Origin of the sequence: Enterovibrio coralii, assembly GCF_001559595.1 — a bacterium.
GTDB classification, from domain to species: domain Bacteria; phylum Pseudomonadota; class Gammaproteobacteria; order Enterobacterales; family Vibrionaceae; genus Enterovibrio; species Enterovibrio coralii.
This window is the reverse complement of record NZ_LNTY01000006.1, coordinates 265,432-286,321: the sequence shown is the minus strand read 5'-3', so window position 1 is coordinate 286,321 and position 20,890 is coordinate 265,432. Positions and strand designations below refer to the sequence as shown.

Below are 20,890 nucleotides of genomic sequence, written 5' to 3'. Positions count from 1 at the left end.
ACTGGCATTTTTATTTTTACGCTGACATCAACAATTAGCTGTTGTAAGTCGTCGATACGGTATCGCCGCCTTTACCTGTCCAGTTTGTGTGGAAGAACTCACCACGTGGACGGTCAGTGCGCTCGTAAGTGTGTGCACCGAAGTAATCGCGCTGTGCTTGCAGCATGTTAGCTGGCAGACGCGCCGTTGTGTAACCGTCAAGGAAAGTCAGTGCAGAAGACAGACCTGGTGATGGCAGGCCGATTTCGAATGTCTTAGCCACAACTTTACGCCATGAACCCATGCAGTCTTCCAGAATGTTCTTGAAGTACTCGTCTGAGCCCAAGAATTTCAGGTCTGGGTTTGCTTCATACGCGTCACGGATGTTGCCCAAGAATGCACTGCGGATGATACAACCGCCGCGCCACAACAGCGCAACGTTGCCGTAGTTCAGTTCCCAGTTGAATTGCTCTGACGCTTCACGGATCAGCATAAAGCCTTGTGCGTAAGAAATGATCTTCGCCGCCAGCAGTGCTTGACGCAGTGCTTCCAACCACACTTCACGATCACCTTCTACTGGAGCAATCTTGTGTTGGAAAAGTGCAGCTGCTTCTTCACGCTCTTCTTTGCGAGCCGACAATGCGCGCGCAAATACAGATTCAGTGATCAGCGTCAGTGGGATACCGAAGTCCAGCGCATTGATACCCGTCCACTTACCGGTACCTTTTTGGCCAGCAGTATCTAGGATCTTCTCAAGAACGATTTCGCCCTCTTCGTCGCGGTAACCCACGATTTCAGAGCTGATTTCCATCAGGTAGCTATCCAGTTCAGTCTTGTTCCATGCAGTCATGGTTGCCTGCATTTCGTCGTGGTTCATGCCCAGACCTTCTTTCATGAAGTGGTAAGCTTCACTGATCAGCTGCATGTCGCCGTATTCGATACCGTTGTGAACCATTTTCACGAAGTGGCCTGCACCTTCACGGCCAACCCAATCACAGCATGCTTCGCCGCTGTCTGTCTTCGCAGAAATCGCTTGGAAAATAGGCTTAACTGCAGGCCAACCCGCTGGGTTACCACCCGGCATGATTGAAGGTCCAAAACGTGCACCTTCTTCACCACCAGACACACCTGCGCCGATGAATACCAGACCTTTCTCTTCCAGCTCTTTCATACGACGTGTGCTGTCTGGGTAGTTAGAGTTACCACCATCGATGATGATGTCACCTTCTTCCAGCAGCGGTGTCAGTGCATTAATAAACTGATCAACAACGTCGCCTGCGCGAACCATCAGCATCACTTTGCGAGGTTTTTCCAGCTTCTCTACCAGATCTTCCAGAGAGTAAGCACCAATGATGTTGGTGCCTTTCGCTGCGCCTTCCAGGAACTCGTCAACTTTTGAGTGGTACGGTTGTAAGCTACAACACGGAAGCCGTTGTCATTCATGTTCAAAATCAGGTTCTGACCCATTACAGCCAGACCAATTACACCGATATCGCCTTTCATTTTTAACTCCTTCTAACCGATGACCTGAACGCTTGCATCTTATGGTCATCGGTGTGTTTAATTTTTGGCAAACCTCTGCCTAATTTCAGCAAAGTTCTGCCACTTAAACTGTGCTTATGCCAATGCCTTCGCGGCAGCAGCATCTAAAAACCATTCAGTCGTGCCGTGAGCCGATTGAATATGCGCGGCTGGATAAGGCAGATCAGCGTCTGCGTTTTCGCCGTGGATTGCTTCAACCATTTCAGCTTTACCTGCACCCAGTACCAAGTAGCTGATGCGGTCTGCATTATTCAGCAGGCGAGCACTTTTCGATACACGCAGCTGACCCGATTGTGGGTGCGCAGCCACGATTGCCAGTGCAGGCTCATCGTAATCTGTTTGCCCCGGGAACAAGGATGCAGTGTGGCCATCGTCGCCCATACCCAGCAAAATCCAATCAAACGCTGGCAAGCCATTTTTCTTTGGTACTTCAGCTTGAATTTCTGCCGATAGACGATTTGCTTCTTGCTCTGCATCGTCTTCACCACGAATTCGGTGAATGTTTTCTGCAGGAATATCGATATGGCTAAACAGCAGCGCGTTGGCTTCACCGTAGTTGCTCTCAGCATCATCAGGTGCCACGCAACGTTCGTCGCCCCACCAGAAATGCAAGTTTTGCCACTGAATGCTGTTCGCCCACTCAGGTTGCGCCAGCAATTTGAACAGCAGCTTAGGCGTGCTGCCACCAGAGAGTGAGATATGAACCGGACGTCCTTGTTCACTCAGGCTTTTCATTGACGATGCCAGTTCTGTCACGACAGCGTCAGCATTATCTAAAATGCGGAATTCCTTCATTTCATAGCTCGCAATATTCTGTGTTTGTTAGGTTCTTACATGGGTAGCGCCACTCACGGCCATCGCGCTTCAACAGCTCGTCCGCTTGCTCTGGGCCCCATGTACCCGCTGCGTAACCGAACAGCGCATCTGGATCTTCTTTGTATTGCAGAATCGGCTCAACAAATTCCCAACACGCTTTCACCGCATCTGAACGTGCAAACAAGGTCGAATCACCTTTGATTGCATCCAACAGCAGACGCTCGTAAGCGGTCAGCAGTTGTGCTTCTTGGAGGTTCTGATAATGGAACTCCATCGACACTTCTTTTGCTTCAAAACCCGCACCCGGTTTCTTCAAGCCAAAGCTCATCAGAATACCTTCATCAGGCTGAATACGGATTACCAGTTTGTTTTCCGGCGCGTTAGCACCGAATACTGGGTGCGGTGTTTTCTTAAAGTGGATGACCACTTCTGTCACGCGTGTTGGCAGACGTTTACCAGTGCGCACATAGAATGGCACACCATTCCAACGCCAAGTATCAACAAACATCTTAAGACCGATGTATGTCTCGGTACGAGAGTCTTCAGCAACACCCGGTTCTTCGCGGTAACCCAGTAGAGTATCACCACGAACGGTTGAACCCGTGTACTGACCCAGTACCAGATTGTTTTTCAGATCGTCGTCGCTCAGTGGACGGAAGCTCTGCATCACTTTGGTGACTTCATCACGGATGGAGTCAGAGCGAATCGCTGCTGGCGGTTCCATTGCAACCATGCCCAACACCTGAAGCAGATGGTTTTGGAACATGTCTCGCACTGCGCCTGAGCCATCGTAGTAACCACCACGACCTTCTACACCAAGGAACTCTGCACCTGTGATTTCAACGTAATCGATGAAGTTGCGGTTCCAAAGTGGCTCAAACATGCCATTTGAGAAGCGGAATACCAGCAAGTTTTGAACCGTTTCTTTACCTAGGTAATGGTCGATACGGTAAAGCTGATCTTCTTCAAACTGATCATGCAGTTTTTTATCCAAAGATTCAGCCGTTGCGGTGTCATAGCCAAACGGCTTTTCAACGATAAGACGCTTCCAGCCGTTCGACTGGTCATGCAGGTTGTGTTTTGCCAGACACTCAGGAATAACACCGTACAGACTTGGCGGTGTCGCCAGGTAGTAAAGGTTATTGTTTCCGGTGTCGTGCTTGTCGCTCAGTGTTTGGAGGCGATCCGCTAATTGATCGTATTTTGAAGAATCGGCAGGGTCGATTGGCAGGTAATAAAGATGCTGGCAAAAGCGAGAGAGAGTTTCTTCATCGACTTTTTCATTTTCTGTTAAAAATGCAACCAGCTTTTCGCGAAACGATTCGTCTGAGTAGTCAGTTCGGCTAACACCAAGAATTGTAAAATTCTCTGGCATCATATCGTTTGCATAGAGGTGATAAAGGGCTGGGATCAACTTACGTTTAGTAAGGTCGCCTGACGCGCCAAAAATCACGATGTTATTGTTTTCTTTCGCCATATGGATTTCCCTGCGATGGGCAAGAATGCGGACAAAATTTAACCTAAAAAGTCCGAATTCGTCACAACTATAAAGCCAGCCCATAAAATATCAGCATTTTACATTTGGAATGATTGGTTTTACCTATCTTTCTAATAGGTAAACCCTTAAAAACATGCACTCCCAAGCCAATTCCGTGCAGCTTTTAATCAATTCACAAATGAGCGAGCAATTACTGTACAGCCAAGAGAAAAATCACGCTGATTCGTTAAGGAGAATTCTGACTTTCCTCTTCTGAAAAGTGAGCAAGAAAAATACAACGCGAATTCCGTGACCTGCATAACTTTTAGGCATTCAAAATAAGAGAGGAAATATTCATTTCCCCCTACACTCTTTAATGGTATTTTCTCGCTTTAGCATAAACTCCCGTGATTTATGCATTGAGCACTATTTTACTTGTTAATGGAAAGTAACATGGATAATGAAATCCGCCTCCGCGCTCTTGAGCAAACAGACCTTCGCTTTATTCACCAACTAAACAACAACCGTTCAATTATGTCTTATTGGTTCGAAGAACCTTATGAGTCGTACTACGAGCTGGAAGAGCTGTTCCGAAAGCACATTCACGACAGCAACGAGCGTCGCTTTATCGCCGAAAACTCAGAGAAACAATCTGTCGGCTTGGTAGAGCTTGTCGAGATCAACTCCATTCACCGTACCGCTGAATTCCAGATCATCATCGCACCAGACCACCAAGGTTGTGGTTATGCGCGCACGCTGATCAACAAAGCACTAAACTATGCGTTCACAATCTTGAACCTGCATAAGGTGTATTTGCTTGTAGCGGTAAACAATGAACGTGCGATCCACCTTTACGAAGAATGTGGATTTATCGAGGAAGGCCATTTGGTGAAGGAAATCTTCGTAAACGGCGAATACTGCGACATCAAGCGCATGTACATCCTGCAAGATACCTACCTAAAAAGCCGCGGTAAGAAGTAACGCTTCTTAGCGAAACGGTAACTCATATTTATAGCAAAAGGCTTCTCACAGAGAAGCCTTTTGTTTTTTAGGGAATAACCTTTTCATTTTAATCGCAACGGCAACGCCCTCTCGTTCTTATTCCTATATGGAAGGTGATGTCTTCCTCCTGAGAAAGCTATTTGTTATTGAGTAAGCCCATTGACAAACACATTCCACCAAATGTTATGTTATAACATACCAATTCAAACAAAAGATCCAAATGCGAATGAAAGGATTTCAGCAGCCTATCGTGTCAGCACATCGGCTCTGTGCGGAAAACCATCAAGGCTGGAGAGCCTTAAATGATGCGACTTTTGAGGTATTCGCAGGCGAATGCGTTGCCGTCATTGGACCCAATGGCAGTGGGAAGTCTAGCCTTCTGAGATCGTTGACTGGCGAATACCCGAAAAGATCGGGGGCACTACTCATCGACAATGCGCCCTTTGAGTCCTTCTCGCGACAACAGATAGCCAAAAACATTGCAGTCGTCGCTCAGAATGAGCATGTCGATCCCCGTCTAACCGTGCGTGAATATGTTTGGCTTGGCCGAGTGCCTCACACCTTTTGTTGTTCTCAGAAAGAGCATGAAACCTCTGTGATGGTCGCACTTGAAGATGTCGGTCTTTTTCATCTTGTTGAGCGCAGCTACGGCTCACTTTCTGGTGGGGAGCAGCAGCGTGCAAACATTGCGAGAGCATTGGCTCAAAAACCCAAATTGTTGTTACTCGACGAACCAACTAACCACCTTGACCCACTTGCGCGTCTTGAACTTCTCGCCCTCGTCAAACGAAAAGGCATTGCTCGATAGCGGTATTGCATGACCTCCCTTTGGTCACGCCCTTTGCCGATAAAGTGCTACTCATGTCAGAACAACAAATCGTCACGTTCGCGCCCCCATCTGTCGTGATGCGCAATGAGTTCATCACGCCTGTATTTGGATTGCACGTCATCCCCATTGAACATCCTCAAATCGATACCACGGTTCATCATTTTGAGGCCGCATCAGCCAAAAATAGTCATTCACTTCAGGGAGCCACTCAATGAAATGGTCTGCTGTATTACCACTACTCGTTTTCATCCCTTTCGCGCACGCTAACGCTCAAAAAACTGAATATCCTGTCACCGTCGATAACTGCGGAACTCCGCTGACTATCGATAAACGCCCTGAAAAAGCGGTGTTTCACGACATCAATATGACTGAGATGGCTTTTGCGCTTGGCTTGCAAGACAGCATCACGGGCGTAACAGGTATCACTGGTTGGTACAAAATGTCTCCTGACTTTCAAAAAACCTTGGGAGACATTCCCGAGCTTGCGCCTAAATACCCAACACTGGAAACGCTTATCGCATCCGATGCTGACTTCTTTTTTGCGGGCTGGAACTATGGGATGAAACTGGGCGGCGACGTGACCCCGGAAAGTTTAAAACCGTACGGTATTGATACCTTGGTGCTAACTGAAAGCTGTATCCATGCACGCAAATTGAGTGATGAAGCAAAGATGGATTTGCTCTATGACGATGTCAGAAAGCTTGGTGTCATATTTGATAAGCAGGACGAAGCAGAAGCCCTCATTGAAGATTGGCAAACGAGAGTGAATGCCATCCCCACTAATAACCAAACTCAACAATCGTCGGCACCTAAAGTGTTTTTATTTGATTCAGGAGAAGACAAACCGTTTACCGCGGGTAAGTTCGCCATGCCAAACGCCATGATACAAGCCGCTGGCGGACGCAATGTAACAGACAATATGGAAACAAGTTGGGCGAGAACCTCTTGGGAACATGTGGCTAACGAAAACCCTGATGTCATTATTCTTCTTGATTACCAAACCGCAAATGGCGCGGAATCACTCAAACGCTTTTTGGAACAGCACCCTCTAATGAAGCACACCAATGCAGTTAAGGCGCAGCGTTACGTGAAGCTTCGTTATGAACAACTGACACCTGGGCCTGCAAATATCGTTGCGATTGAAAAACTCTCCAATGCTTTTTACCCGCAATAAAGTTCGGTCCTCCCGACCCGCTTTCGTCTTCAATCGCTACCGGATAGCTTGGCTATCCGGTAGTGTTTTGTTGGTGGTCGCCAGCCTTTTCAGTCTGCGGTTTGGTTCAGTTCCACTAACGTCAAGTGAAGTCATCACTGGGCTACAATCATTCTTCGCAAACGAACCCACAATGACGAGCCGTATTTTAGTCGACCTTCGTATCCCAAGAGTGCTGCTGGCGATCATAGCGGGAGCAGGATTGGCCATGGTCGGTGGACTGTTGCAAACATCAACGCGAAACGACCTTGCTGACCCTTTCTTGTTTGGTTTGTCATCCGGCGCATCAGCAGGTGCAGTGCTGATCATTACCCACCTTGGCGATGTACTAGGCTCTTGGTCTTTACCCTTAGCAGCATTTACCGGCGGGATTCTGTCTGCATCCGCAGTGCTCATATTGTTTTCCATTCAGAAAAAACAAGGGAGCAACAACATTGTCCTTTGTGGCCTTGCGATCTCCTTTCTCTTTGGTGCCGGTACCAGCTTTTTAATCTATTCGGGTGATCAAAGAGCGGCGAGTTCAATCTTGTTTTGGACCATGGGAGGCTTGGGGTTAGCGCGTTGGGACAACCTGATTTTCGCCGCTATTGGCGTCATAGGTTTGCTCGCGCTTGTCGCGTTTCGCTTTCGTGAGTTGGACACCTTACTCGTCAGTGAACAAACAACTCTGTCCTTGGGCGTCAACGTCCACAGGATTCAAAGTGAAGTCTTTCTCGCTGCGCATTTTGTACCGCTTCCATTGTCTCTTTAACCGGCGTCATAGGCTTTATCGGATTGATGGTCCCGCATTTGGTGAGGCCTTTTTCAGGCATGACCCACCGATTGGCGTTACCTTTGATTGCATTGTGGGGAGCGGTGATTTTAACGTTGGGCGATCTTGTCAGCAGAACCATTTTGGCACCACAGGAGTTACCCGTTGGTATTGTCACTGCTGGGCTGGGTGGAATATTCGTTCTCTATCTCGTATGGAAGAAACCCACAGTCTGAAAGACAAAAAAGGCGGGATACTTCCCGCCTTTTCACTTCTATCGCATTACGCTGCCGGTGCTAGCTCCACCGTTTTATCCTTGGTGGGCTTGATGTTGAACATGATGGAATACATCACTGGCACAACTATCAAGGTCAGGACAGTCGCAAAACCCAGACCCGCCATGATGGTGATAGCCATCGAGCCAAAGAAGGCATCAAACATCAAAGGCACCAAGCCAAGAATCGTGGTTAATGCCGCCATACTCACAGGGCGAACACGGCTAACGGCAGAATCAACAATCGCTTGATAAGGTTCTTTGCCTGAATCCATTTCGATGTTGATTTGGTCCATCAGAACAATACCGTTTTTCAAGATCATGCCACTCAAGCTCAACAAGCCAAGGAAGGCCGTAAAGCTGAACGGCATGTTCCACAGCAACAAACCAAACGACACACCGATAATTGACAGCGGCACGGTGAACCAAATCACCAGCGGCTTCTTAATCGAGTTGAACAGCAATATGGTGATCACGAACATCAGCAGATAGCCCATTGGTAATGAACCAAACAGCGATTGCTGCGCATCCACAGACGACTCGTATTCACCGCCCCACGTGATCTCATAGCCTTGTGGCAAGTCCAAGGCCATCACGGCAGGTTGTACACGGCGGAACAACGCATCTGCGGTATCTTCGCTTAGAATGTCGTGGTCAGCCAACACTGTCAGCGTGCGTTTTCTGTCACGACGCTTGATGATTGGGTCTTCCCACGTCAGCTCAACACCATCAACCACTTGATCAATTGGCACGTACGCTTGTAGTGACGGGCTCCAAATCGTCGCGTTCTGGATAGACTCAAAATCCACACGCTCAAGCTCTGGCAAACGGCCAACGATTGGCAACATATCTGTGCCATCACGAAGCACACCCATAGCACTACCGCCAAACGTCAGTTGCAGCGTGTTAGACAAATCTTCTTTCGAAATACCCAAGCGACGCGCTTTCGACTCGTTGAAGACGGGCACCAATTCTTTGGTACGTTCACGCCAGTCATGACGAATATTTCGTGCACCGGGATCTTGGTGAAGGATGTCTTCAACTTGCAGTGCAATTTCGCGCAGCACTTGCGGGTCCGCACCGGTTATACGGGCTTCAATTTTCGATGCAGGTGACGGGCCGAACTCAATCAGTTTGAACTGGAACGTCGGTTTATCGAAATCACGTGGCAATGTCTGCGTCAGTGAACGCAACACCACAAACATGTTTTCACGGTCTGTTGTACGCACTTGAAGTTGTGCGTAGCTTTCATAGCTTTGCTCTGGTTGGTACGTCAGCGCGAAACGCTGCAAACCTTGACCCACTGAGGTCGTCACAAATTCGACGTCATCTTGCTCGCGAATGTAGGCTTCAACCTTTTCCGTTTGCTTGATAGTTTCACGAATATCCGTGCCTTCAGGCATCCACAAATCCACGTAGAACATTGGCGTGTTTGACGGTGGGAAGAACTGTTGTTTCACCATGCCAAATGCCATCACAGCCGCTACCAGCAAGGCAATCATGCCTGCAACGGTTAGCCAACGGAATCGCATCGCCAATTTCAACGACCAGCCAAAGACAACAAACAGCCAACCTTTGTATGGGTCTACATCTTCCCCTTCATTGACGTTTTCTTCTTTAAGCAGAAGATTTGCCAAGAATGGCGTTAAGGTCAGTGCTGTCACCCAGCTTAGGAACAGTGAATAACACAGTACCCAGAACAGCGAACCCATGAATTCGCCCGTCGCATCTTCAGACAGACCAATAGGTGCGAAAGCAGTTATCGCGATAACAGTTGCGCCAAGCAACGGCCACTGTGTTTGTTTAACAATGTCTGCAGCTGCCTGAACACGGGTGCGCCCTTTCTTCAGGCCAACCAGAATACCTTCCACAACAACAATGGCATTGTCCACCAGCATACCGAGCGCAATGATCAAGGCACCAAGCGAAATACGGTGTAACTCGATGTCGTTGTACTTCATCAAAATGAAGGTACCGAAGACCGTCAGCAACAGAACCAAACCGATGATGATGCCGCTTCGCATACCCATAGCAAACAGCAGCACGACAATCACAATGCCAACGGCTTGCGCCAAACTGATCACGAAATCCTGTACAGATGCATCGACTTCAGCAGATTGGTTGTAGAAGTAGTTCAGTTCGATACCAGCAGGTTTTAATTGCTCCAAGGTATCCAGTTCAGCCTGAACGCGCTTACCGACTTCAACAACGTTAACACCAGATGCGAACGAAATAGCCAAGTTGATCGCTGGCTTGCCGTTGTAGGTGATAACGTTGCCCGGCTTTTCCTGAATATCACGCGTTACCGTTGCCACATCTTTCAGACGGATCAGGTTTCCGGTATCACGACCATGAATGATCAGGTTTTCCAGTGCCTCAACAGAGTTCAAGGTGCCACTCGGACGGATAACCAAACTTTCACCGTTGACCATGACTTCGCCCGAAGCTACAACGTTGTTCTGTTGGTTCAGAAGGCCGGCAACGATAGACATGTCCAAATTGAGCGAGGCTAATCGGTCGAGAGAAATCTCGACGAACAGCATCTCTCTTTGATCGCCCGCAATCGCAACCTTGCCAACGCCATCAACCAGCTCAAGGTCGCGCGCCAGCAAATCCGCGTAGCGTTTCAGCTCGACGTAATCGTAACCGTCGCCAGTCAGCATCAACATGATGCCAAACACGTCACCAAAGTCATCGATGATAGAAAGTGAGTTGACGCCTTGTGGCAGAGACGGACGCAAATCATTGATCTTTCTGCGCATTTCATCCCAAATCTGTGGCAATTCGTCTGGACCATAGTCCATCTTCATGCTCACCATGATTTGAGACATACCGCTGGAAGATGTCGACGTGATCTTGTCGATATATGGAAGACGGCGAATTTCCTTTTCGAGCGGATACGTCAGTTCTTCTTCCACTTCTTTTGGCGTGGCACCTGGGTAGGTAGCAATGATCATTGCGTCTTTGATGGTAAACGCAGGGTCTTCCAAACGTCCCAAATCCAGAAACGATGTAATACCACCAATCGTTAGGATGACAATGGCCAGCCAACTGATTATTTTGTTTTTGATTGAGTATTCAGCAATATTCATCCGTTACGCTTCCCCGTTGCTTCAACCTGCTTACCCTCACGCAGTTTGCGCAAGTTGGAGTTCACCAGTACGTCACCTTCACTAATGCCTTTAGCAACAACGGCACCGTTACCGTTCACTTCGGCAACCGTGACAGCGACGCGGCTTACTTCATCACCAACGAGTTTCCACACGTAGAACTCACCTTTTTTATCACCGGCTTGGAGTACAGTCATCGGCACTTGATAACCATCCACCGCTTGAATGCCAGCTTCAACCATATCTACTGCCACGGTGGCGGTAGTGCCCGGCAACACAGCAGGTGAAATCTGGTTCATCGACAACCAAAGCTCATAGCTTCCGGTTGAGGCATTGGGTTCATTGCTGTGCTCGAGATAGGTCATTTGATGGCGACCTTCAAAGCCATAGAATGACACCCAAGGCTGATAACGAACGGCTTGACCATTCGGTGTGATCATCGCCAATACGTTGTCTGACAACTCAATCTGTACGTAGACCTTATCGTCTTGGTACAAATTCACCACCGCTTCACCCGGTTGAACGCGTTCAAAACGTTCTTTAAACACATCTGAAATGGTGCCGCTAAATGGCGCGTCTAAACGGGTGTATTTAAGTTGGTTTTTTGCCAGCTCATATTGCGCTTCGGTCAAGGCTTTGTTGGCGATCAAACCGTCCAGCTCTGCGCTGGAAATCATGGCCTTGCCAAACAACTCTCGGCCACGTTTCAACTGCTTCACGGCAAGTTCGTGTTGAGCTTTTGCATCGTTAAGGGTCTGGGTAGCGGCTTTGTCATCAAGACGTGCAAGTAGGTCACCTTTTTCGACCTTGTCACCCGCTTTGACCAAGACTTCAACCACTTCACCGCTGCTACGAAAAGCTATTGGCGTTTGCTCTGCAGCAACCACTTGGCCTTTGAAGATGCGGAACTGGTTCTTCACCGGTGCATCCACTTCCACGGTAGACACATAAAGTGGCGTTTCTTGCACTGCCGCTTCTTCTTGCTGACAGCCAGAAAGTAACAACACGGCGCCAATAGCTGCGCTAAGTGCTTTGTATTTCATTAGATACCCTCCTCTCGCAGCCATGCTTTCACCACTTGCCCTTCGTAAAGGGACTCAACACCGGCGACAACAACGAGATCGTTCGGGTTCAAGCCACTGATGACTTCGCCCTTGTAGTTTGTGCCGACGTTAACTTTGGACACTTCGTGGCTCGTTGGATCCATGATCCAGACAGAACCTTCATTGCCTTGTTTGCTGACCCATGCGGACTCAGGCAAACGCAGTGACATTTCAGTCTGTCCTTTAGCAATGTGAACTTGGCCTGTCATACCGCTCAACAAGTTGCGAAATGCTGGACGTTCAAATGTAACGATGGCTTCGAACGTGTTGGTATCTGTGTTCGGTTGAGTAGAAATTTCCTTAAAAGAGGCAGGAATTTTGGAGGCAGGATCGCTATCCATTGATACCCAAATTTCTTGGTCAGACAGACTCTCAATACCGCGCTTTTCAACGTAGGTCACGGGCATCGAGAAGGTCACATCCAACTGGGTGTTATCAATCAAGTTTAGGATTTGTTGTTTTGCGCCAACTACCTGATTTTGTTTTACAAAGGTATAAGCAACAACGCCGTCAAAAGGGGCAATAAGCTGGGTATAGCTCAATTCCGTTTTCGCTGTTTCATAACGGGCTTGGGTTGCTTTGAATTGAGTTTCAGACTGGTCATAGACATCAGCACTTACCAGCTTTTTCGCGAACAATCGTTTTGAACGCTCCCACTGGGTTTTCGCTAATGCATAACTTGCTTTGGCTGAATCAAGTGACAATTTGAGATCAGACTGGTCGAGCGTTGCTAACACATCACCTTTGCTGACACGCTGACCCATTCTCACATTGAGGTTGTCGATCTCACCACCGACCTGAAATGAAAGTTGCGCACGATTGGTCGCATCGACTTCTGCTAAGAATACGTCGGCTGGCGACACTACATAGTCAGCCACGCTAAGCAGTTTTACAGGCTTGATCGGCGTGACATCCGCAGTCTCCGATATGGCTTCGTTACATCCTGACAGCAATCCCGCCGTCACCACGAGGATAAACAAGCCGCTGAGGGTGCGTTTCAGTCTTTGATATCGCACTACTCTCTCTCCGTTGGTTTATATTACACACCTGTGCAGTATAAATAAGGATGAATTATGATCAATATATTTTCCACCTGTATAATAAAAAAGTTGGTGTCCTTTTCTCGGATCTGATAAAAATGCTCAGGGTTAACTGAAGGTGTGACAAACAGTTATGCAGGAAAGAAGGCAAGGCAGACGTAGTGCAGAAACTGCGGAACAAACAAAACACGAGATCATGCACGTGGCAGCAGACATGTTTGCAGAGCTTGGTTTTGAGCGCGTTTCACTAAGAAACATCAGTGAAAAAGCCGGTGTTTCACACAGCCTTATTCGCCACCACTTTGGCAGCAAAGAGCAAATATGGAAATCCATCAGCGATGCGATGGACGAGTACATGCAAAGCTATATCACCTTGCTGATTGAGAAGATGCCGAACGACACGTCCAGTGCCGAGCGTATCTACCATTTCCTTGTAAAAATGCTGGCGTTCACGCTACTCAACCCGCGTCCAATCCAGTTTATTGCCGATGCGGTTCGCCAAGGCGATGACTCACTCCTCACCTACTTCTTGGGTTCGAAAGAAGAGTTCGCGTCTGTGTTTGGCGTTTTGTTTGATGACTACAACGCAGAGCACCCTGAAAAGCCTGTGCACATGTGGGAAATGAAATGGCAATTGCTGCAATGTTCCCATGCTGCAACCAGCCTGCGTCCAATCATGTTTGAGACCTGGCCAGAGAGTGCCGATAAAACGGACATCCTTTTGCTCAATCATTGGAAGTTATTCAACCGCTCGATGGCGATGCAACTCGATATCAAGCCAGAGCAAATGTTGGCCCCAGAGAAGCTTGAAGACTTGGTGCTCGACCTCCCTTGCTGTGTATAGAGGGAAACTCGCGCTACTTCCTGTCGATTTTAGAAGCATGATGTTTAAACATCATGCAAACGAATGCATTTTGGCTTAGTTTTCACATTTCAACGTTGACCTTCCCCTAGGGGGAAGCTTTACATTTATATCGATATTCTTTATTCGTTGTTATTGAATCGTATAGTCAGATGCATTTATCAGCCTTTCGTAAATTCTGGATCACTGCTTTCAGCGTGCTTGTCATGCTGATATCCAGTATTGCGTCTGGCGCACCCATGATGACGTTTGAGATGATGGACAAGCAGCATGTATCTCAAACAGCCGTAAACGCCTGTGACACGCAAAGCAACGTCATGGCGCATCATGAGATGCATGGTATGACAACGTCTCAAATGTCGTCAGATTGTGGCTCGTCCACCATGATGGATCACGACTGTTGTCCTGCCGTTTGTCTGAGCGCATTTGCCCTGTTCGATAACCCTTACCAATCCCCTCAAAACAACGCCAAACTGGCATTAATCAATGCCGACCAACGTGCGTCTGTAATTGAACGCGCCCAGTCTCTCTATCGTCCACCGATAGCTTAATCCTTCACAAAACCCATCTCAGGTTCGACTTTCGTTCCGGAGCAGTTTTTTCTGCGCCGCAATTTGGCGCAAATAGAATGGATTAAGTCATGGAACTCAAACCACGCTTATTGGCACTGTCGATGTGTGCCATCGCTTGGAGTGCATCACCTGCATATGCTTCAAGCCAAACTCTTTCAGCAGACAGCAAGGTCACCGAGCTTGACCTGCTTATTGATAAAGCACTGGCTGCCGATGCCAGCCGCAAGGCCATTTTCGCGCAATCTCAAGCGGTGCGAGAAACAGGCATTGCGAGCTCAACACTGATGGACCCAAAACTCAAAGTGGGTTTTGGAGGCCTGCCTGTTGATAGCTTTCAGTTCGATCAGGACCCGATGACAAACATCTCGGTTGGACTGATGCAACAATTTGAACGTGGTGAGACACTCGCACTTCAGCTCAAAAAGGCCAATCAACAAGCGGACGGTATGCAAAATCAAATCGCTGTCCGTGAATTGGACGTTGCCAACAGCATTACCCAGCTTTGGCTAGAGCTCGGCTATCAACAAAAAGCAGCCGATATCATTCATCAAAATCAACACCTGATGGAAGAACTGGCAAACTTTATTCAAACCAATTATTCGATTGGTAAGAACGAAGCGCAGGATCTCCTCAACGCGCAGCTTCAGGTCAGCAAGCTAGATGAAAAGCTGCAAGCGAACGCGCAGATGCAACGTCGCCTGGTATCCCAGTTGTCTGAGTGGCTTGGTTCTGACTGGCTTGAAAGCACCAGCGCTATCGAGGCGACGAATGCCCTTGCTTGGCAAAAATTAGATACCAATTTGGCGCGTTCAACGGGCACCAAACATTACACGCTCCTTGCTAAACACCCAATGGTCTCAATGGCTGACACCCTCATAGAAACCAGCCGCACCCAAGTTGATATTGCAGAACAAGCGTATCAGCCGCAATTTGGTGTCGAGGTGATGTACGCATACCGACAAGCCAATGGCATGAACGGCAAGCCAGCGTCTGACTTAGTCAGTGCCTATCTGACACTGGACATTCCGTTGTTCACCGAGAACAAACAAGACAAGACCTACGCTGCGGCTCAATACCAAGTGGGCGCAGCGCAATCTCAGCGTGACCTTTTGCTGTCTCAAATGAACGCGAAAGTGAATGCCCTACTCATCGATAAAACCAACCTTGAACAGCGCTTAGAACGCTATCAATCCACGTTATTGGATCAAGCAAAAGCGAGAACCAAAGCAGTTGAACGCGGTTATCAGAACAATACCGCGCAATTCAACGATGTGATTGCAGCCGCAAGTGACGAATTAACGCTTCAACTCGAAATGGAACGATTGGTGACTGACTTAAACATTGTCAGCAGCAATCTGGCTTCGCTACTCGACGGTTTCGAGTTCGACCATGACCACCTTGAGTTAACCGATTCTGATATTTCGCACTCGCAACGCCAATAAACGCTAACAAGGATAACAACAATGAAAACGATGCAAGTAGCCACTCTCGCTCTGCTGATTGGCGGTGCCATTGGATTTGGCGCAAATCAGTTCCTAAACGGACAAGACATGTCCGCAATGGCCAGTGCTGATTCAGCAAAAGGCAGCGATGACCCTCTTTACTGGGTCGCGCCGATGGACCCAAATTACAAGCGCGATAAGCCGGGTAAATCTCCAATGGGCATGGATTTGATTCCGGTATACGCGGAAGATTTATCAGGTGCCAATGACAAGCCGGGCACAGTAAAAATCGACCCTGCTGTCGAAAACAATTTAGGGGTGAAAACCGCGGCTGTGGAATATGCCCAACTATCACCACGTATAGAGACCGTCGGTTATATTGCGTTTGATGAAAGCCATTTATGGCAAACCAACGTGCGTGTCGCAGGCTGGGTTGAAAAACTCTTTATTAATGCAGTCGGTGAACGCGTAAACAAAGGCGATGTGCTGTTTACCCTGTATTCACCTGAGCTCGTCAAAGCGCAGGAAGAACTTCTCAATGCTCAACGTACAGGCCGCAGAGGGTTAGTGAAAGGCGCAACCGAGCGCTTAGTGTCACTTGGCGTTGACCGCGACCAAATCCAGCAAATCGTAAAACGCGGGAAAGCGTCTCAAACCATCGAAATCAAAGCCATTGCTGACGGCGTGATCGCAAGCCTCAATATTCGTGAAGGTGGTTACCTTTCGCCAGCCCAAGCCGTTATCAGTGCAGGCCCACTTGAGGAAGTGTGGGTAGACGCAGAAGTCTTTGAGCGTCAGGCGCATTGGATGAAAGCAGGCAGCATTGCCACCATGACCTTGGATGCGCTGCCGGGTAAAGAATGGAAAGGCGAAATCGACTATGTCTATCCTATTCTCGATCCAAAAACCCGTACCCTTCGCGTTCGCCTAAAGTTCGTGAACCCTAACGGTGAACTCAAACCAAACATGTTCGCCAATATTGCCCTGCAACCCGTTACCGATGATTCAGTTCTCACCGTACCGAAGAACGCGGTGATTCGTTCCGGCGGCATGACTCGCGTCGTGCTTGCTGAAGGTGAAGGCAAGTACCGCTCTGCCCGTATTGAAGTTGGCCGAGAAGCCGGTGACCGCATAGAAGTGCTTCAAGGACTCACGGAAGCTGACCGCATCGTCACTTCTGCTCACTTTATGTTGGACTCTGAATCCAGCCAATCTGCCGATCTTGCGCGCATCAATGGTGTTGAACCACCTGCTGAGACCATGTGGGCAAAAGGCCAAATCACTGACGTGATGACCGATCACCGTATGTTAACCATCAATCACGAACCTGTTCCTGAGTGGAATTGGCCGGGTATGGTCATGAACTTCACTTTCGCCGATGGCGTTGAAATGACAGACATGCAGGCAGGTCAAGGCATTGAGTTTGAAATGCAGAAATCTGGCTCCGGCCAGTATGAAATCGTCGACTACAAAGTCAGTGAAAACACGGTTGCACCGGAAGCTTGGCTCACGGGTGACATTTCCATGCTCATGGCGGATTTCGGCATGATCACCTTGTCTCACCAGCCTGTTTCTGAATGGAACTGGGAAGCAGGAGAGATGAACTTCTCTGTTGAAGACAGCGTAAACCTAGCGGATTTCGCAGAGGGTCAAACCGTTCGGTTTCTAGTCGCTAAAGAAGGCAATGACTATGTATTGAAGTCTCTTGAATTGTCAGGAGGCAAGCAATGATCGGTGCCATTATCCGATGGTCGATTGCCAATCGTTTTCTGGTATTGGTCGCGACCGTCTTTCTAACGCTCGGCGGCATCTACAGTGTGAAAAAGACGCCAGTTGATGCACTGCCAGACTTGTCTGACGTTCAAGTCATTATCAAGACCACTTATCCGGGGCAAGCACCACAGGTTGTCGAAGATCAGGTGACCTACCCGCTCACAACCGCGATGCTCGCGGTGCCGGGAGCGGAAACCGTACGCGGCTATTCTTTCTTTGGTGATTCGTACGTATACATCATCTTCAATGACGATACCGACATGTATTGGGCGCGTTCGCGCGTGTTGGAATACTTAAGCCAAGTTGCACCTAAGCTGCCACCAAGTGCAAAACCTACACTGGGCCCAGACGCTACGGGTGTGGGCTGGATTTACAGCTATGTCCTTCAAGACAAAACCGGACAGCACGATCTGGCGGAGCTCCGCAGCCTTCAAGATTGGTTCCTGAAATACGAACTGCAAACGGTTGAAGGGGTGTCTGAAGTTGCCACCGTTGGCGGCATGGTGAAGCAATACCAAGTACAGATTGATCCGGCGAAACTACGCGCCTATGACCTGACCTTGCAACAGGTCAACATGGCAATCCAAAACGGTAACCAAGAAACCGGCGCATCTGTCATCGAAGTTGCCGAAGCAGAGCATATGGTACGCACCACTGGCTACTTGAGCAGCGTCGAAGACATTCAATCGCTTCCTCTAAAAGTCACGGAGAAAGGTACGCCTCTTTTGCTGGGTGATATTGCAGACATCAATATCGGCCCACAAATGCGTCGGGGCATCTCGGAGTTCAATGGTGAAGGTGAAGCGGTTGGTGGCGTGATCGTGATGCGCTTTGGTGAGAACGCCAGCGAGGTGATCGACAACGTCAAAGACAAACTGTCAGATCTGCAACGTAGCCTGCCAGAGGGCGTTGAGATCGTTGCCACGTACGACCGTTCAACCCTGATTGACGCGGCCGTTGAAAACCTTTGGAAGAAACTTGCCGAAGAATTCATCGTGGTTGCGGTAGTGTGTGCGCTGTTCCTCTTCCACATGCGTTCTTCACTGGTTATCGCGATCAGTTTGCCTATTGGTATTCTTTCTGCGTTTATCGTCATGCATTGGCAAGGCATTAACGCCAACATCATGTCGTTGGGTGGTATCGCTATCGCAATCGGTGCCATGGTTGATGGCGCAATAGTCATGATCGAAAACGTGCATAAGCACATAGAGCGGACACCACTGACCGATAAAAACCGCTGGGAAGTGATCAGCAAAGCAGCAGAAGAGGTCGGTGCGCCTCTGTTCTTCTCGCTCATGATCATCACCCTGAGCTTTGTTCCAGTGTTCGCACTGGAAGGCCAAGAGGGCAAGATGTTCTCGCCGCTGGCGTTCACCAAGACTTATGCCATGGCTGCTGCGGCAGGCTTAGCCATTACATTGGTGCCAGTCTTAATGGGTTATTTCATTCGCGGTAAGGTGTTACCCGAGCATAAAAACCCGGCGAACAAAGCGGTGATTGCCATGTATCGCCCAATGCTCAACCTGAGCCTCAAGTTCCCGAAAACCATGATTTTCTTGGCTCTGGCTCTGATGGCTTCGTCTTACTACCCAATCAATAAATTGGGCAGTGAATTCATCCCACCGCTGGATGAAGGCGATCTGATGTATATGCCGACCACCTACCCTGGTATTTCCATCGGTAAAGCCCGTGAGCTGCTGCAACAAACCAACAAACTGATCAAAACCGTCCCTGAAGTGGAGACAGTCTGGGGCAAAATCGGTCGAGCAGAAACCGCAACTGACCCTGCGCCGCTGACCATGATTGAAACCGTTATTCAGCTCAAACCACGCGAAGAATGGCGAGAAGGCGTCACAACAGAGTCATTGCGCAAAGAGTTTGACGACCTCGTGCAATTCCCTGGCCTCACCAACGCATGGGTAATGCCGATCAAAACCCGTATCGACATGTTGGCGACGGGTATCAAAACACCAATTGGCATTAAGATCGCAGGCCCCGATCTGGCGGTAATTGAAACCATTGGCTCTCAACTCGAACCGATTTTGAATGGTGTTGAAGGCACAGCATCTGTCTACGCGGAACGTGTCGCTGGTGGCCGATATGTCACTATCGACATTAAACGCCGCGCTGCAGCTCGTTACGGCCTGAGCATCAAAGATGTTCAGCAGGTCATTTCGACAGCCGTTGGTGGTATGAACGTTGGGGAAACCATTGAAGGGCTGGAACGCTATCCGATCAACGTTCGCTACCCACAAGACTATCGTGATTCTTTAGTGAAGCTGCAAGAACTGCCACTGGTCACGCCAAATGGTGCCCGTATTGCACTGGCTGACGTTGCAGATATTCGCTACGAAGATGGCCCACCGATGATCAAAACCGAAAACGCACGTCCAAACGGTTGGGTATTCGTGGACATCGACGGACGAGATTTGGGGTCTTACGTGGTTGATGCGAAACAAGCAGTCGCTGAACAACTCCAACTTCCGTCGGGTTATTCACTAGCTTGGTCTGGCCAATACGAATACATGGAACGCGCAAAAGAACGTTTAAGCGTTGTTGTACCGATTACTCTCGCAATCATCATGCTCTTGCTTTACATGAGCTTCCGCCGTGTGGGTGAAGTGATGATCATCATGGCGACGCTTCCGCTCGCAATGGTTGGTGGTCTTTGGTTGATGCATTACCTCAACTACAACTTCTCCATTGCGGTCGGTGTCGGCTTTATTGCGCTCGCCGGTGTGGCTGTTGAGATTGGGGTGATTATGTTGGTTTACCTCAACCAAGCATGGCATGGCAGAAAGCTCGACGCGCAGGAACAAGGTCAACCACTACAAGCGAGTGACCTCACCTCTGCGATTCGTGAAGGCGCAGGTTTGCGTGTACGTCCAGTCATGATGACGGTACTCACAGTCATCATCGGCCTTATTCCCATCATGTATGGCGAAGGGACAGGCTCAGAAGTAATGCAGCGTATCGCCGCGCCAATGATTGGCGGTATGGCGTCAGCCTTGCTGCTCACGCTGTTGGTGCTTCCAGCCACCTTTAAGCTCTGGAAGAGCCGAGAAATTCACGCATAAGCAATACAACAACAGGCTGCGTCAACAT

At 48.8% G+C, this 20,890-nt stretch carries 12 protein-coding genes and 3 pseudogenes; 9 read left to right on the top strand and 6 right to left on the bottom strand.

The genetic code is table 11. The annotated features are described in order from the left end of the window. Positions 1 to 34: 34 nt before the first annotated feature. From gnd to zwf, 3 genes and pseudogenes are all read right to left on the bottom strand, one after another. A pseudogene (gene gnd, locus ATN88_RS02015) lies at positions 35 to 1,482 on the bottom strand (decarboxylating NADP(+)-dependent phosphogluconate dehydrogenase). A gap of 114 nt (positions 1,483 to 1,596) precedes the next feature. Then, positions 1,597 to 2,316: a 6-phosphogluconolactonase gene (pgl, locus tag ATN88_RS02010; RefSeq protein WP_067410632.1), complete on the bottom strand. Its 720-nt coding sequence runs from the start codon at positions 2,314 to 2,316 to the stop codon at positions 1,597 to 1,599. 1 nt (position 2,317) lies between these two features. Further along, complete coding sequence (zwf, locus tag ATN88_RS02005) at positions 2,318 to 3,814, bottom strand: glucose-6-phosphate dehydrogenase (RefSeq protein ID WP_067410629.1); 1,497 nt, start codon at positions 3,812 to 3,814, stop codon at positions 2,318 to 2,320. Positions 3,815 to 4,267: 453 nt separating this feature from the next. Between zwf and speG the strand changes: the two genes are divergently transcribed. The 4 genes and pseudogenes from speG (at position 4,268) to ATN88_RS01985 (ending at position 7,845) form a co-directional block, all read left to right on the top strand. Next, the gene (speG, locus tag ATN88_RS02000; RefSeq protein WP_067410624.1) at positions 4,268 to 4,795 is read left to right on the top strand and encodes a spermidine N1-acetyltransferase; all 528 of its coding nucleotides are present in this window, start codon (positions 4,268 to 4,270) and stop codon (positions 4,793 to 4,795) included. A 247-nt stretch (positions 4,796 to 5,042) separates the two neighbouring features. Next, positions 5,043 to 5,860 (top strand): annotated as a pseudogene (locus ATN88_RS01995) (ABC transporter ATP-binding protein). Continuing rightward, the gene (locus tag ATN88_RS01990; protein ID WP_067410621.1) at positions 5,857 to 6,819 is read left to right on the top strand and encodes an ABC transporter substrate-binding protein; all 963 of its coding nucleotides are present in this window, start codon (positions 5,857 to 5,859) and stop codon (positions 6,817 to 6,819) included. The pseudogene ATN88_RS01995 and the gene ATN88_RS01990 overlap by 4 nt, the downstream one beginning before the upstream one ends. Then, positions 6,800 to 7,845, top strand: a pseudogene (locus ATN88_RS01985) (FecCD family ABC transporter permease). Before ATN88_RS01990 ends, ATN88_RS01985 begins: the two are co-directional and overlap by 20 nt. A gap of 46 nt (positions 7,846 to 7,891) precedes the next feature. On the opposite strand, the gene ATN88_RS01980 reads toward ATN88_RS01985, so the two are convergent. Genes ATN88_RS01980 through ATN88_RS01970 form a run of 3 tightly spaced genes read right to left on the bottom strand, consistent with a single transcriptional unit; the run spans position 7,892 to position 13,112 of the window. Further along, the gene (locus ATN88_RS01980) at positions 7,892 to 10,975 is read right to left on the bottom strand and encodes an efflux RND transporter permease subunit (RefSeq protein WP_067410618.1); all 3,084 of its coding nucleotides are present in this window, start codon (positions 10,973 to 10,975) and stop codon (positions 7,892 to 7,894) included. Then, on the bottom strand, positions 10,972 to 12,036 hold the full coding sequence (locus ATN88_RS01975) for an efflux RND transporter periplasmic adaptor subunit (protein ID WP_067410613.1): 1,065 nt from the start codon (positions 12,034 to 12,036) through the stop codon (positions 10,972 to 10,974). The genes ATN88_RS01980 and ATN88_RS01975 overlap by 4 nt, the downstream gene beginning before the upstream one ends. Continuing rightward, complete coding sequence (locus ATN88_RS01970; protein WP_067410609.1) at positions 12,036 to 13,112, bottom strand: efflux RND transporter periplasmic adaptor subunit; 1,077 nt, start codon at positions 13,110 to 13,112, stop codon at positions 12,036 to 12,038. Before ATN88_RS01970 ends, ATN88_RS01975 begins: the two co-directional genes overlap by 1 nt. A 157-nt stretch (positions 13,113 to 13,269) precedes the next feature. Here ATN88_RS01970 and ATN88_RS01965 point away from each other — a divergent pair, with 157 nt between their 5' ends. The 5 genes from ATN88_RS01965 (at position 13,270) to ATN88_RS01945 (ending at position 20,862) form a co-directional block, all read left to right on the top strand. Then, positions 13,270 to 13,980 carry a TetR/AcrR family transcriptional regulator gene (locus ATN88_RS01965; RefSeq protein WP_067410604.1) on the top strand — a complete coding sequence of 237 codons (711 nt, stop codon included), beginning with the start codon at positions 13,270 to 13,272 and terminating at the stop codon, positions 13,978 to 13,980. Between the two features lie 170 nt (positions 13,981 to 14,150). Continuing rightward, positions 14,151 to 14,549 carry a DUF2946 family protein gene (locus tag ATN88_RS01960; protein ID WP_067410601.1) on the top strand — a complete coding sequence of 133 codons (399 nt, stop codon included), beginning with the start codon at positions 14,151 to 14,153 and terminating at the stop codon, positions 14,547 to 14,549. 89 nt (positions 14,550 to 14,638) lie between these two features. Continuing rightward, on the top strand, positions 14,639 to 16,012 hold the full coding sequence (locus ATN88_RS01955) for a TolC family protein (RefSeq protein WP_067410597.1): 1,374 nt from the start codon (positions 14,639 to 14,641) through the stop codon (positions 16,010 to 16,012). 21 nt (positions 16,013 to 16,033) lie between these two features. Then, complete coding sequence (locus ATN88_RS01950; RefSeq protein ID WP_067410593.1) at positions 16,034 to 17,743, top strand: efflux RND transporter periplasmic adaptor subunit; 1,710 nt, start codon at positions 16,034 to 16,036, stop codon at positions 17,741 to 17,743. Continuing rightward, positions 17,740 to 20,862 (top strand): efflux RND transporter permease subunit, encoded by a 3,123-nt coding sequence (locus tag ATN88_RS01945; protein ID WP_067410590.1) that lies wholly within the window; start codon positions 17,740 to 17,742, stop codon positions 20,860 to 20,862. Before ATN88_RS01950 ends, ATN88_RS01945 begins: the two co-directional genes overlap by 4 nt. The last annotated feature ends 28 nt before the right edge of the window (positions 20,863 to 20,890 follow it).

Coding starts and splice junctions, on each gene's coding strand:
- ATN88_RS01990 (WP_067410621.1), top strand. CDS start 5,857: ATGAAATGGTCTGCTGTATTACCACTACTCGTTTTCATCCCTTTCGCG.
- ATN88_RS01960 (WP_067410601.1), top strand. CDS start 14,151: ATGCATTTATCAGCCTTTCGTAAATTCTGGATCACTGCTTTCAGCGTG.
- ATN88_RS01975 (WP_067410613.1), bottom strand. CDS start 12,036: ATGAAATACAAAGCACTTAGCGCAGCTATTGGCGCCGTGTTGTTACTT.
- ATN88_RS01980 (WP_067410618.1), bottom strand. CDS start 10,975: ATGAATATTGCTGAATACTCAATCAAAAACAAAATAATCAGTTGGCTG.
- speG (WP_067410624.1), top strand. CDS start 4,268: ATGGATAATGAAATCCGCCTCCGCGCTCTTGAGCAAACAGACCTTCGC.
- ATN88_RS01950 (WP_067410593.1), top strand. CDS start 16,034: ATGAAAACGATGCAAGTAGCCACTCTCGCTCTGCTGATTGGCGGTGCC.
- zwf (WP_067410629.1), bottom strand. CDS start 3,814: ATGGCGAAAGAAAACAATAACATCGTGATTTTTGGCGCGTCAGGCGAC.
- pgl (WP_067410632.1), bottom strand. CDS start 2,316: ATGAAGGAATTCCGCATTTTAGATAATGCTGACGCTGTCGTGACAGAA.
- ATN88_RS01955 (WP_067410597.1), top strand. CDS start 14,639: ATGGAACTCAAACCACGCTTATTGGCACTGTCGATGTGTGCCATCGCT.
- ATN88_RS01945 (WP_067410590.1), top strand. CDS start 17,740: ATGATCGGTGCCATTATCCGATGGTCGATTGCCAATCGTTTTCTGGTA.
- ATN88_RS01965 (WP_067410604.1), top strand. CDS start 13,270: ATGCAGGAAAGAAGGCAAGGCAGACGTAGTGCAGAAACTGCGGAACAA.